The organism is Azospirillaceae bacterium (genome assembly GCA_028283825.1).
GTDB lineage: Bacteria > Pseudomonadota > Alphaproteobacteria > Azospirillales > Azospirillaceae > Nitrospirillum.
The window spans coordinates 1,169,808-1,182,700 of the sequence record JAPWJW010000001.1; the positions used below are offsets into that span (position 1 = coordinate 1,169,808).

Consider the following 12,893-nt stretch of genomic DNA (forward strand, 5'->3'; position numbering starts at 1 on the left):
CAGCAGGGCGGCGGCCAGGAGGGGCAGGCGCGCGCGGTGGAGGAAAGCGGTGCATAACGGTCCCCGTGGCTGGCCGGTTCTTAGGTTCCAATCAGGCCGCCCTGGCCCAGGCTGTCGAAGCGTTGCTGGTGCCGGGTCACGGCCTGGCGCCAGATGTGCCAGGCGACATAGGGCGCCAGGGTCAGCAGCAGGTTGATGGCGATGTGGCGCAGGTCCGTGATGGCGGCGGCCACGTTCATGAAGACGGCGCCCACCCGTATCTCCACGATGGCCTGCGGATCGGCCGGCACCACGATGTTCAGTTCAAAGAGGCCGCTCAGCACGCTGATCAGCAGCAATCCCACCACCGGCCAGAAGGCCGGCATGCGCTGGCGGGTGGCGGTGATGGCCAGCAGGCCGCCCACGCCCAGGGGCAGCAGGATTCCGTAGGAATAATTCAGGACCCAGGCCACCTCGCCGAACCAGGCGGGCGGGATGGGGTGCAGGCCGGGACCCGGCCGCAAGGGTTCCAGGATGGACGCCACGATGGCGACGGCCAGGGCGATGCCGCCGACCACCGCCATGATGGGGGCGGCGCCGTAGACGGCCCAGGGCGCCCTGGCGCTCCACGACCGGAAGTGGCCGCGCGCGATCAGGCTTTGGGCCAGATCGTCCGGGTCGCCCAGGCGGGCCAGGGCCCGCGCTTCCGCGATCCGGTCGTCGTGGCCGGCGGCGATTTCCTCCGCCACCAGATCGTCGGCATGATCGTGCAGTTCGGCGACATAGCGCCGGGCGTGGCGGGGCGCTATGCCGGCTTCCAGCAGACGTTCGCGCAAACGGTTGAACAGGTCATGCATCGCGACCCCAGAAGGTTCAGGTTCCGATCAGGTGCACGTCGTCGGGGGGACGGGCGTCCGCCGCGTACCGGGCCACCGCCTTCTGCCAGACATGCCAGGCGAGATAGGGCGCCAGGGTCAGCAGCAGGTTGATGGCCATGTGGCGGATGGAGGTTTCCAGGCTGGGAAAAGGCGGGATCAACCCGAAGGACAGGCCCAGCGCCAGGCTGCCGGCCTGGCCGTTGCCGGGGTCGAAGGACCAGGTGCCGGTGGCCCCCACGATGCCGATGATCAGCAGGGCCACGCTGGGCCACAGCGCCGTCATGCGCTGGCGTGTCGCCATGACGGCGTAGACGGCCCCTAGGGCCAGGGGCAGCAGCAGGCTGGTGCCGTAGCTGACGCCCTCGAAGGCGGTCTCGAACCAGGTGGGCAGCACGGGGTGGATGTCGGGCGCCGGCTGATGCGCCTCGATGATGCCCGCCAGGGCGAACACGCCCAGCACATAGGGGATCAGCAGGCCCAGCACCGCCCCCAGGCCGTAGACCGCCCAGGGGGCCCGTGCCCCCCAGGACCGGAACTCGCGCCGGGCCGCCATGGCGTGGGTCAGGTCGGTCAGGGTGCCCAGGCGGGCCACGGCCCGCGCCTCGGCCTGATCCTGCGACCAGCCCCGCGCCATTTCTGCCGTCGCCAGGTCGGCGGCATGGTCCTGTAACTCGGTGATGTAACGACGGACGTGGCGCGGGGCGACGCCGGCGGCCAGCAGGCGTTCCCGCAAGGGGGCGAGCAATTCATGCATGCTGCGGCCCCGCCAGGATGGACTGGATGGCGTCGGTCAGGCGCGACCAGTTGCCGGACAGGTCGTCCAGGCGTTTGGTGCCGGCGGGGGTCAGGACGTAATAGACCCGGCTGCGCCCGTTCACCGTCTTGCGTGAGGACGACAGGGCGCCGTCGCGCTCCAGCGCATGCAGCACCGGATAGATGACGCCTTCGCCCAGGGCGATGGCCTCATTGGTGCGCTCGCGGATGGCCTGCACCAGTTCGTACCCGTACATCTCCTTCTCCCGCACCAGGCGCAGGATCAGCAGTTCGGGCACGCCGCTCATGAAGTTGGAGTTGTTTTCGGCCATGGTCCGATACCTTGTGACGCGAGGCATGATGCCTTGCGCCACAAGGTATGGCAAGAGGCCAAGTTAGGAGAGGAAGTCGGTATCCACCGACACGGCCCGCCAGGCCTCGATCTCCGCCAGTTGGCGGGCGAATTTGTCGGTGGCGTAGCCCACCGCATCCTCGCCCAGCAGCAGGCGCAGCGGTGGCGTTTCCGCGTCCACCGCCTTCAGAATGGCCAGGGCGGCGCGGGCGGGGTCGCCGCGCTCGTGCCCCGCATGGCCGGCCAGGATGCGTTTGCACTTACCCACCGTGGCATCATAATCGGCGGCCAAGTCGGTCGGAATCGCCGCCGGCTCGCCGCGCTTGCGTGAGCGGCCGGCGAAGTCGGTGCGGAAGCCGCCCGGCTCCACCATCGTCACCTTGATGCCCAGGTGGGCCACTTCCTGGGCCAGGGTCTCGGTGATGCCTTCCAGGGCGAACTTGCTGCCGGAATAAAGGCCCAGGCTGGGCCAGCCCACCAATCCTGAGACGGAGGTGACGTTGACGATGTGGCCCGCGCGACGGCGCCGCATGGCGGGCAGGGCCGCCTGCATGACGCCCAAGGCGCCGAAGACGTTGACCTCGAACTGGGCACGGGCGTCCGCCAGGCTGGTTTCCTCCACGCCGCCCACCAGGCCGTAGCCGGCGTTGTTGACCAGCACGTCGATGCCGTCGCTGGCCGTTTCCACCGCCGCCACGCCGGCCCGCACTGCGGCCTCGTCGGCCACGTCCATCACGAACGCGTGGGCCAGGTCGGGTGCCAGCAGGCGGAAGGCCTCGGCATCGGCGGCGTTGCGCACGCTGCCCCACACCCGCTCGCCCCGCGCCAGCACCGCCACGGCCAGGGCGCGGCCGAAACCGGAACTGACGCCGGTGATCAGCCAGGTACGCTTCTTTTCAGTCATGACACAGTCCCTCGGGAAAAAGGCCGTGGGCAGGTTCGCCGCCCACGGCCAGTCATTCTCTCGGAGAAATGGGGGAATCGGACTAAAACTTGCCAGTGGCATGAGGTTCTGCCTCATGCCGCTGTAGGCCGCGACCGCGGCCGCCGGAGCTTTCCGGGGAGCGGTAGCGGACTGGAAAGCGAGGACGAGGCCAAGCCGGCGGATGCCGGCGCCCGCCGCCTGAGGGGGCAACTAAAAAGGTTTATCGCCCTTCACCCACATGCGGTGCATCAGGCGGGTGTACTTCTTGTCGTCGTACAGGGTGCCGGTGTGCAGGGTGCAGCGGTTGTCCCAGATCAGGATGTCGCCCACCTGCCACTTGTGGGCATGGACGAAGCGGTCCTGGGTCACGAACTCCACCAACTCGTCCAGCAGTTCCAGCCCGTCGGGGTTGGGCATGCCCACCACTTCCTTCACCGTGCCGGTGCTGACCCACAGCGCCTTGCGGCCGTCCGCCGGGTGGGTGCGGACCAGGGGATGGAAGACGTCGGGGTTCTGGGCCTTCAACTCGGGGCTCAGCTTGTCCACCCGTAGGAACTGGCGGCTGGTCATGAAGTATTCGTAGCTGTGGTGCAGTTGCAGCCCGTCCAGCTGTGCCCGCTTTTCTTCCGGCAGGGCGTCATAGGCGGCGCACAGATCGGCCAGCAGGGTGTCGGAGCCCTCGTCCGGCACCTCCACCGCGTACAGCATGGTGCACATCACCGGTTCGGCCTTGTAGGAATAGTCGGTGTGCCAGCCCACGCCGTCGTTGTGGGCGCCGATGGGCTTACCGTCCACCACCTTGTTGGACAGGATGTAGACCTCGGGGTGGCCGGGCAGGGTGAACTTAGTCTGGGTGTGGCCCTCCAGGGGTCCGAAACGGCCCAGGAAGGCCTTCAGGCCGGCGGGGTCCAGATCCTGGCCGCGCAACAGGATGGCGCCAAAGCGGTGGAAGGCGTCCACCACCTGGCCCACTTCGGCGGGACCGGCCGTCTTCAGGTCAACGTCCAGGATTTCCGCGCCGAACCCGGGCTTCAGGGCGCGCGTGCGCAAGGCTTCGAGGGCTTCCACTGACTGTTCTCCTAAGTCTCCTCGGCCGTGCGGACCGTCCGATGGGGGTGTCGGGCACCCACGCACCAGGTCCGTCATCCACAGACTAGGAAAGGCATCAGGGCCCGTCTTGTCCAGATCTGCCCGGTGACTTGTCTGGCGGGGACCCGGCCTTGCCCACCGCCGGGGGCTATGGACAATGCCGCTGCCGACCGTTCGTGATCCGCGGGCGTCGGCCCCAAACCCGGAACCGCCTGGAGACTGACGATGGCCAAGATTCTTGTTCTTTATTATTCCACCTGGGGCCACATCGAAAAGATGGCCTATGCCGTGGCCGAGGGTGCCAAGTCCGTCGCCGGCACCGAGGTGGTGGTGAAGCGGGTGCCCGAACTGATGCCCCGCGACGTGGCCGAGAAGGCCTACGCCAAGCTGGACCAGGAGGCACCGATCGCCACCCCGGACGAATTGGCCGACTATGACGCCATCATTTTCGGCACGCCCACCCGGTTCGGCATGATGGCGGCGCAGATGCGCAACTTCCTGGACCAGACGGGCGCGCTGTGGGCCCAGGGCAAGCTGATCGGCAAGATCGGCAGCGTCTTCGCCTCCACCGCCACCCAGCACGGTGGCCAGGAAAGCACCATCCTGTCCTTCCACACCAGCCTGTTGCACCACGGCATGGTGGTGGTGGGCGTGCCCTATTCCGAACCCCGCCTGGGTGAGCTGGGCGCGGTGCAGGGCGGCACGCCGTACGGTGCCACCACCCTGTCGGCCAGCGACGGCTCGCGCCAGCCGTCCGAGGCCGAACTGGGCATCGCCACCTTCCAGGGCGCCCACGTCGCCAAGCTGACGGCCAAGCTGGCTGGCTGATAGCGGTGTTCGCGAATACCAGCGGCATGAGGTTCAGCCTCATGCCGCTGTAGGACGCGACGGCGTCCGCCGGAGATTTTCGGGAAGCGGTCGCGGACTGAAAATCGAGGACAAGGCAAGGCCCCGGATGGGGCCGCCCGCCGCCTGAGGGAACCGCTAAGACTCAGCCCCGTAAGGGGTGATCATGGGCGGGCAGGAACAGGAAGGCGATGGTGGAGAGCAGCAGCAGGCCCTCGATGATGTGCAGGGCCGGGTCGTAGGAGCGGAAGGCGTCGAAGATGCCGTTCATGGCGAAGGGGATCATCCCCATGCCCACGGCGATGCCGCCGTACAGCACGCCAGCGATGGCACCGAAATGGCGGAAGCCAAAGTAGCGCGACAGCAGGAAGGGCAGGGCGCTGTACTCCGCCCCCAGCCCCAGGCCCATCAGCACGCCCGCCGCCACCAGCCACGGCATGGTGGGCCCGAACTGCAGCAGCAGCAATCCCACCAGCCCCAGGACATAGAAGGGTACCAGCACCAGCGGTCGGGCGAAGCGGTCCAGCAGCGTGCCCATCAGCCATTGCCACACGGCGCAGACCAGGGCGAAGGTGGTCACCACCGTGACCCCCTGGGCCAAGCTGAACCCCCGTTCCATCAGCACCGGCACCACGTTGGTGAACATCGCCGTCATGCAGGCGGCACACAGGCCGATGGCCAGCGCCGTGATCCAGAAGGCCCGCGTGGTCACGGCCTGACGCAAGGTCAGGTCGGTGGCGGATTTACGGGCCATGGCCGTTTCCGTTGCCGGCACGGCGTCACGGAAGCCGCCCGGCGGCGGGTCGCGCAGGAAACGCCACAGGATGGGAAAGCCGATGGCCCCCACCATCAGCGCCATGCCCTGGTAGGTGACGCGCCAGCCGAAATGCGACAGCAGCACGCCGCCGACGATGGGGATGATTGTGGCGCCGACGCCGTTGCCGACACCGCCGGCGAAACCCAGCGCCGCCCCCCGCATGCGGTCGAACCAACCGGACACCGCCTTGCTGTACACCATGGGCGAGGCGAAGGCGGCGGCGATGTCGGCCAGCAGGAACAGGCCGTAGAACGGCAGCACCCGGCCCGGCGCCAGGGAGAACAGGGCCAGCGCCACGGCGAACGACAGGCTGCCGAACAGGATGAGGCGGCGGGGGCCGAAACGGTCGACCAGCGGCCCGGTGACGAAGGCCATCAACGCCGCGAAGATGGCGGCCAGGCCCAGCACGCCCGACACCTGCGCCCGGGGCCAGTTGAATTCGGTGGAGATGGGGACCAGCACCATGCCGAACACGGTGTACAGCACCGGCGTGGCGCTCATGAAATTGCCCATGGTGGCGGCGAACAGCACGCCGCGCTGGGCCGGGCTCATGCCGATGGCCGGGATGGGCGCTTTGGCGTCCGTGAAATCGGGAGATGTCGTGGCGGGAACCGTCATGGCGTTATTCCCTTGTATTTCGCGTGGGGCCGCGGCCGGCCGCGTCAGCGGCGGAAGCCAGGACCCAACTGCCCGTGATGGCGCATTCTTCAATCCGGCCCTGTGCCCGGCGGGATGCGCGTTGCGATGCAGCATAACAAAACCGTCCTGGGGGTCTTGATCGCAGGCGCCCCGCAACTTGCCAGACGCGATCCCAGCGGCATTGCATGTTACCGGTATCAGACCTACATTCCGGAGGTCCCCGCGGCCCCGATGGCAGACCCGCCGGGCGGGCTGTGGATTTGTCGTACTAATTAGGTTAACAAGGGCGGCGACCCGATCTCGGGCCACCCAGAGGGATAGGAACACCAGATGTCTTTGCACGGTAAGCTGCTGATCGGCAGCGCCCGCGTCGCCACCGACGCCACCTTCACCGCCATCAATCCCGCCACCGATGGGGCTCTGGACACCGCCTTCTACCAGGGTGGGGCGGAGCACGTCGCCCAGGCCTGCGCCCTTGCCGCCGCGGCCTTCGACACCTTCCGCGAGACCAGCCTGGAGCTGCGCGCCAGCCTGCTGGAGAAGATCGCCGACAACATCCTGGCCCTGGGCGACGAGCTGCTGGACCGCGCCGGCGCCGAAAGCGGCCTGCCGCGTGGCCGCCTGGAAGGCGAACGTGGCCGCACCATGGGCCAGCTGCGCCTGTTCGCCAGCGTCATCCGCCAGGGCGACTGGCTGGGCGTGCGCATCGACCCGGCCCAGCCGGAGCGCAAGCCGCTGCCGCGCGCCGACCTGCGCCTGCGCCACATCCCTGTCGGCCCGGTGGCCGTGTTCGGTGCCAGCAACTTCCCGCTGGCCTTCTCCGTCGCCGGTGGCGACACCGCCTCGGCCCTGGCCGCCGGTTGCCCCGTCGTGGTGAAGGGCCATCCCGCCCACCCCGGCACCGGTGAACTGGTGGGTGAGGCCATCGCCGCCGCTGTCAAGGAACTGGGCCTGCCCGAGGGCGTGTTCAGCCTGCTGGGCGGCACCACCAATGAGCTGGGCGGCGCCCTGGTGGCCGACCCGCGCATCAAGGCCGTGGGCTTCACCGGTTCGCGTGCCGGCGGCCTGGCCCTGGTCCGTATCGCGCAGAGCCGTGCGGAGCCGATCCCGGTGTATGCGGAGATGAGCAGCATCAACCCCGTCGTGCTGCTGCCCGCCGCCCTGGAGGCCAAGGCCGAGGCGCTGGGCCAGGCCTTCGTCGGTTCGCTGACCATGGGCGCCGGCCAGTTCTGCACCAACCCCGGCCTGATCCTGGCCGTGGACGGCCCGGACCTGGAGCGGTTCACCGCCGCCGCCACCGAAGCCCTGGGCAAGACCACGCCGCTGGTCATGCTGACCCCCGGCATCGCCAAGGCCTACAAGCAGGGCGTCAAGGCCCTGGCCGACAAGGACAGCGTCACCATCCTGGCCCAGGCGGAACAGGGTGCGGGCAACACCTGTGCGGCCGTTCTGTTCAGCGTGTCGGCCGCCGAGTTCCTGGCCGACCCGGCGCTGAACCATGAGGTGTTCGGTTCCTCCTCCGTCATCGTCCGTTGCCCGGATCTGGCGGCGGTGAAGGCGGTGCTGGAAGGCCTGGAAGGCCAGCTGACCGCCACCCTGCACCTGGAAGAGGCCGACCACGACGCGGCCGCCGGCCTGCTGCCCACGCTGGAACGCCGCGTGGGCCGTATCCTGGCCAATGGCTGGCCGACGGGTGTCGAGGTCTGCCACGCCATGGTCCACGGCGGCCCGTTCCCGTCCACCTCCGACGGGCGTACCACCTCGGTCGGCACCCTGGCCATCGACCGCTTCCTGCGGCCGGTCAGCTACCAGGATCTGCCGGACGCGTTGCTGCCGGCGGCGGTGAAGCACGCCAACCCGCTGGGCCTGAACCGCCGGATCGACGGCGTGGTGCAGAAGTAAGGTACTGAAAGGGCGGGCCCATCGTGGCCCGCCCTTTTCATAATAAAACTGGGGAGCCCCGAGAGCGCATGTCATCGATCAAGATCGGCCTGGTGGGCGTGGGCAAGATCGCCCGCGACCAGCACCTGCCCGTCATCGCCGCCAATCCGGATTTCAACCTGGTGGGTGTCGCCAGCCGCAACGCGACGGTTGAAGGCGTGGAAAGCCATGCCAGCCTGGACGCCCTGCTGGATGCCCGACCGGAGATCGAGGCCGTCGCCCTCTGCACCCCGCCGCAGGGACGGCATGCCCTGGCCCGCCACGCGCTGGAACGCGGCCGCCACGTCCTGCTGGAAAAGCCGCCGGGCGCCACCCTGGCGGAGGTGCACGACCTGGTGGCCCTGGCCAAGGACAAGGGCGTCGCCCTGCTGGCCACCTGGCATTCCCGCTACGCCCCGGCGGTGGAACCGGCCCGTGCCTGGCTGGCCGGCCGCACCATCACGTCGGTCGCGGTGTCGTGGAAGGAAGACGTGCGCCATTGGCACCCGGGTCAGGAATGGATCTGGCAGCCCGGCGGCCTGGGCGTGTTCGACCCGGGCATCAACGCGTTGTCCATCATCACCCATATCCTGCCGCGTCCCCTGGTGCTGAAGGCCGCGACCCTGGAATTCCCGGCCAACCGCCAGGCGCCCATCGCCGCCCGGCTGGACATGCGGGACAATGCCGGTGTGCCGGTGACGGCGGAGTTCGACTGGCGCCAGACCGGCCCGCAAAGCTGGGACATCGTGGTGGAAACCACCGATGGCACCCTGGCGCTGAACCGCGGCGGTGCGGCCATGAGCATTGATGGCACGGCCCACCTGGAAGAGCCGGAGGCGGAGTACGCCAACCTCTACGCCCTGTTCAGCGGCCTGGTGCGCGACCGCGCGGTCGACGTGGACCTGGCGCCGCTGAATCTGGTGGCTGACGCCTTCCTGTGTGGCCATCGCGTGCTGGTGGAAGACTTCCACGACTGAAGGACCGCACGGTTCGCATGAAAGCCGGCGGGGGCGACCTCGCCGGCTTTTTTGTTGTCTGGATCAATGGATTGGCGGTGACCGGGCGGCGATTCGCGGTGAGGGGGATAAGCGGCCTCGCCATGGGGGAAGGTCTATCCAGACAAGGTTGGATGACACATCAACCTTCAACTGCATGATTTGTATTATTTTTGCAGTGCGGCGTAATTTTGCATCCAATCTTGTCAGTTGCCGTAGTGTGATCTTTCCTTGACTGCGCTGTCATACACGACCAAAGATGGCAGCCTTGTTAGCCCGCGCCTTGGGGGGTGCGGGAATAAGAAAGCCGGGGAGGCACCTTTTACGACGTCATTGCCGAAGTTGTGATGCGCCTTGGCCGCCAAGCCGGCCGATCGCGCGCTTTTGCGTGCGATTGAATAAATAAATTAAATTGGGAGAGGAAACATGCGTACTGGCACAAAGGCCATCGCACTGCTGTCTGTTTCGGGATTGGCGCTCGCCTGGGCCGGCCTGGCCCACGCGCAATCCGCCGCTTCGACACCTGCGCCGGCCGATCAGGCGGCCGCGCCGCCGGCGGATGCCCCGATTGACGAAATCGTCGTCACGGGTATGCGCAAGGCACTGCAGAACGCCCAGGAAATCAAAAGGAATTCCGAAGAGATCGTGGATTCCATCTCCGCGGTCGATATCGGCGCCCTGCCGGACCGCTCGGTGACCGAGGCGCTGCAGCGTATTCCGGGCATCAGCATCGGACGCACGGATGAGCCCCGCGACATCGACCGCCTGAACGTCGAAGGTTCCGGCGTCCAGATCCGCGGCCTGACCTGGGTGCGTTCCGAAATCAATGGCCGTGACAGCTTCGGCGCCAAGAACGGGCGCGCGCTGGGTTGGGACGATGTGACGCCTGAACTGGCGGCCGGCGTCGACGTTTACAAGAACCCCTCGGCCGATATCGTCGAAGGCGGTCTGGGCGGCACCATCAACCTGCGCACCCGCATGCCGTTCGATGCCGATGGCCAGGTTATCGGCCTGTCCGCCGACGGCACCTGGGGCGATCTGCGCCATAAGGTGACGCCCTCGGCCTCCGGCCTTTATTCCAACCGCTGGGATACCAAGATCGGTGAGATCGGCATCCTGGTGGACGTGGCCCATTCCGAATTGTCCAGCCGCCTGAACGCCGTCGAGGTCGATCCCTACGACGCGCATTCCCTCAACACCCAGTCCTCGTATGACGGCGGCACGACGTTCAATTTCAACGGCTCCAACGCCATCGCCGGCCAGCCGTTGTCGACGGTGATGGTGCCCACCGGCGTGGAATACCGGCTGGAGGATCGTGACCGCACCCGTGACGGCCAGTACGCCGCCCTGCAATGGAAGCCGACCGACGAGCTGGAAATCTACGGCACCTATTTCCGCTCCACGTCCAAACTGGTCAGCACCGACCATTTCGCCCAGACCTCGGCCTGCTGTTCGGCGACCAACAATTCCAGCTTCATGAACCAGCCGGCGGATGGCACCAGCTTCACCTATGACGCCAACGGCAACTTCCTGACCGGCACCATCGTGGATGGCGGTGGTGGCGGCAACGGTGTGGCCAACAGCTTCCTACTGAACCTGGGCACCCGCTACGCCGAGGAAAATGACGAAACGTGGGACGCGTCGGGCGGCGTGAAGTGGAATCACGGCCGCTGGCATGTCAACGCCGACTTCCAACGCATTTTCTCCCGCCGCGATGATTATGACATGACGGTCTACAACACCGTCACGGCCACGGGCGGTGTCGGCTTGGATGTGCGGGGTGACCTGCCGGTCATCACCATGCAGAACCTGACCGCCACGCCCAACGTGTTCAATCTCTATGCGGCCATGGACCACAGCGAGATCGACAAGGCGGATGAGACGGCGGCGAAGCTGGACACCACCTACGATATCGATGGCGATTTCCTGCAGTCGTTGAAGTTCGGTTTCCGGGCGACCGACCGGCACTCCATCCAGCGTGACAGCGGCTATAACTGGCAGTTGATCACGGCGCCGTGGGCCTTCGCCCAGACCGCGACCGTGGGTCAATTCCCCGAGCACCAGGAAATCGTCAACTTCAACAACTTCCTCGGCGGTTCCCTGCCGTCGCTGTGGATGCCCAGCGTGGATCTGGCCAAGAACAAGAACCTGCTGGCCAGCTACATCCAGAAGCTGCTGTACACGCCCAACCTGGGCACCAACCTACCGGCGGTTCCGGCCGGTTATTATGGCGCCACCGCCAACAGCCCATTCCCGGCCGGCAGCCTGGCCAGCTATCTGCCCACCTGGGCGGCGGCGAACGTGGACGCGAACGGAAAGCTGATCAACCCGGCCCAGCCGGTGAACGGCATCACCTTCTGGACACCGTTCAACGGCAACTACGACTACGCGCCGACCTCCACGTCCGGCATGGGCACCAACGACCAGACGGAACGCACCAGGGCCCTCTACGCCACCCTGCGGTTCAGCCACGACAACCTGTTCGGCTGGAACCTGCCCTGGGACGGGAACATCGGCGTCCGCGTCGTACGCACCGAAACCGGCTCCATCGGCCTGGGCCATGTCGCCTCGCTGGTCCAGTCGGGCGATCTGTCGTCCTACTCGGCCGACGCGTTGCAGGCCCTGACCTTCGCCGATGGTTCCAACAACATCGCGTCCTTCAGCAACCAGTACACCGACGTCCTGCCCAGCCTGAACCTGCGGTTCAAGCCGACGGATGACTCGGCGATCCGCTTCGCGGCCTCGACCTCCATCGTGCGGCCGGACTTCTACCAGCTGACCCCGTCCTTCACCATGAGCGGCACTTATCAGACCCGCCTGGCGACGGTGGCGGACAAGGTGATCAACAGCGCCACCAACCTGCCGTACACCCAGGCCGAATTGAACACGGCGGTCACCAACGGCGCGCCGGTTATGTACAACACGGGCGTCTCCTTCTCCTTCAACACCGGCAATCCGAAGCTGAAGCCCATGCGGGCCCAGTCCTTCGACCTGGCTTACGAGTGGTATGTGAAGCCGGGCTCCATGTTCGCCCTGGGGGTCTTCGACAAGGAAATCTACGACTACATCCAGAGCGACCAGACGGTGATGCAGGTGACCAACAACGGTGTCACCGAAACCATCGTCGGCACCGTTCCCCAGAACCATGGCCACGGCCGCATCGTGGGCATCGAAGGCCAGGCCACATACTTCTACGACTTCCTGCCCGGCCCGCTCAGCGGCCTGGGCACGGATTTCAACTTCACCATCCTGCACAGCAGCGGCACGCAGAACACCTCGGGCAGCGTGTTCGACGGCAGCCAGATCGGGGCCAGCAAGCTGACCCTGCCGCTGGAACAGTTGTCGACCTACACCCTGAACGCCGCCCTGCTGTACGCCAAGTATGGCTTCGACGCCCGCCTGGCCTACAATTGGCGCTCGCGCTATCTGATGGCGGCCTCCGCCTCCAACGTCCAGGCGCCGGCCTACATGGAGGATTACGGCCAGTTGGACGCGTCGGTGCTGTACTCCATCACCGACAACGTCAAGGTCGGCATCCAGGCGTCCAACCTGCTGGCCACAAAGAACATCATTTCGATCGACGAGCGTGACAACTGGTACTACGGCACCCAGGGCAACATGAGCAAAAGCCTGATCTACAAGCATAACTACACGGTCGCCGACCGTCGCTTCTCCCTGGTCATGCGCGCCCAGTTCTAAG

10 protein-coding genes are annotated in these 12,893 nt (G+C 66.8%); 4 read left to right on the top strand and 6 right to left on the bottom strand.

Annotated features, from left to right (window positions below):
- Window positions 1-80: 80 nt before the first annotated feature.
- From PW843_04725 to PW843_04745, 5 genes are all read right to left on the bottom strand, one after another.
- Window positions 81-836: a hypothetical protein gene (locus PW843_04725; GenBank protein ID MDE1145912.1), complete on the bottom strand. Its 756-nt coding sequence runs from the start codon at window positions 834-836 to the stop codon at window positions 81-83.
- 16 nt (window positions 837-852) lie between these two features.
- The gene (locus PW843_04730) at window positions 853-1,611 is read right to left on the bottom strand and encodes a hypothetical protein (protein ID MDE1145913.1); all 759 of its coding nucleotides are present in this window, start codon (window positions 1,609-1,611) and stop codon (window positions 853-855) included.
- On the bottom strand, window positions 1,604-1,942 hold the full coding sequence (locus PW843_04735; protein ID MDE1145914.1) for a PadR family transcriptional regulator: 339 nt from the start codon (window positions 1,940-1,942) through the stop codon (window positions 1,604-1,606). The genes PW843_04730 and PW843_04735 overlap by 8 nt, the downstream gene beginning before the upstream one ends.
- Window positions 1,943-2,005: 63 nt before the next feature.
- The gene (locus tag PW843_04740; protein ID MDE1145915.1) at window positions 2,006-2,866 is read right to left on the bottom strand and encodes an oxidoreductase; all 861 of its coding nucleotides are present in this window, start codon (window positions 2,864-2,866) and stop codon (window positions 2,006-2,008) included.
- A 231-nt stretch (window positions 2,867-3,097) separates the two neighbouring features.
- A complete protein-coding gene (locus PW843_04745; protein MDE1145916.1) occupies window positions 3,098-3,955 on the bottom strand; it encodes a TauD/TfdA family dioxygenase in 858 nt (285 codons plus the stop codon).
- A gap of 246 nt (window positions 3,956-4,201) precedes the next feature.
- Between PW843_04745 and wrbA the strand changes: the two genes are divergently transcribed.
- Window positions 4,202-4,804 carry an NAD(P)H:quinone oxidoreductase gene (gene wrbA, locus PW843_04750; GenBank protein MDE1145917.1) on the top strand — a complete coding sequence of 201 codons (603 nt, stop codon included), beginning with the start codon at window positions 4,202-4,204 and terminating at the stop codon, window positions 4,802-4,804.
- A gap of 163 nt (window positions 4,805-4,967) precedes the next feature.
- Here wrbA and PW843_04755 read toward each other — a convergent pair whose 3' ends face one another.
- Window positions 4,968-6,257 (bottom strand): MFS transporter, encoded by a 1,290-nt coding sequence (locus PW843_04755; GenBank protein MDE1145918.1) that lies wholly within the window; start codon window positions 6,255-6,257, stop codon window positions 4,968-4,970.
- Window positions 6,258-6,608: 351 nt separating this feature from the next.
- On the opposite strand from PW843_04755, the gene PW843_04760 reads away from it, so the two are divergent.
- The 3 genes from PW843_04760 to PW843_04770 all read left to right on the top strand — a co-directional run bounded on the left by PW843_04760 (window position 6,609) and on the right by PW843_04770 (window position 12,892).
- Window positions 6,609-8,180 carry an aldehyde dehydrogenase (NADP(+)) gene (locus tag PW843_04760; GenBank protein ID MDE1145919.1) on the top strand — a complete coding sequence of 524 codons (1,572 nt, stop codon included), beginning with the start codon at window positions 6,609-6,611 and terminating at the stop codon, window positions 8,178-8,180.
- A 68-nt stretch (window positions 8,181-8,248) separates the two neighbouring features.
- Window positions 8,249-9,175 carry a Gfo/Idh/MocA family oxidoreductase gene (locus PW843_04765; protein ID MDE1145920.1) on the top strand — a complete coding sequence of 309 codons (927 nt, stop codon included), beginning with the start codon at window positions 8,249-8,251 and terminating at the stop codon, window positions 9,173-9,175.
- A gap of 444 nt (window positions 9,176-9,619) precedes the next feature.
- Complete coding sequence (locus PW843_04770; GenBank protein MDE1145921.1) at window positions 9,620-12,892, top strand: TonB-dependent receptor; 3,273 nt, start codon at window positions 9,620-9,622, stop codon at window positions 12,890-12,892.
- Window position 12,893 lies beyond the last annotated feature (1 nt).

Excerpts from the sequence above, each read along its gene's own strand:
- PW843_04770 (MDE1145921.1), top strand. The coding sequence starts at position 9,620 with ATGCGTACTGGCACAAAGGCCATCGCACTGCTGTCTGTTTCGGGATTG.
- PW843_04725 (MDE1145912.1), bottom strand. The coding sequence starts at position 836 with ATGCATGACCTGTTCAACCGTTTGCGCGAACGTCTGCTGGAAGCCGGC.
- PW843_04765 (MDE1145920.1), top strand. The coding sequence starts at position 8,249 with ATGTCATCGATCAAGATCGGCCTGGTGGGCGTGGGCAAGATCGCCCGC.
- wrbA (MDE1145917.1), top strand. The coding sequence starts at position 4,202 with ATGGCCAAGATTCTTGTTCTTTATTATTCCACCTGGGGCCACATCGAA.
- PW843_04755 (MDE1145918.1), bottom strand. The coding sequence starts at position 6,257 with ATGACGGTTCCCGCCACGACATCTCCCGATTTCACGGACGCCAAAGCG.
- PW843_04735 (MDE1145914.1), bottom strand. The coding sequence starts at position 1,942 with ATGGCCGAAAACAACTCCAACTTCATGAGCGGCGTGCCCGAACTGCTG.
- PW843_04760 (MDE1145919.1), top strand. The coding sequence starts at position 6,609 with ATGTCTTTGCACGGTAAGCTGCTGATCGGCAGCGCCCGCGTCGCCACC.
- PW843_04730 (MDE1145913.1), bottom strand. The coding sequence starts at position 1,611 with ATGCATGAATTGCTCGCCCCCTTGCGGGAACGCCTGCTGGCCGCCGGC.
- PW843_04740 (MDE1145915.1), bottom strand. The coding sequence starts at position 2,866 with ATGACTGAAAAGAAGCGTACCTGGCTGATCACCGGCGTCAGTTCCGGT.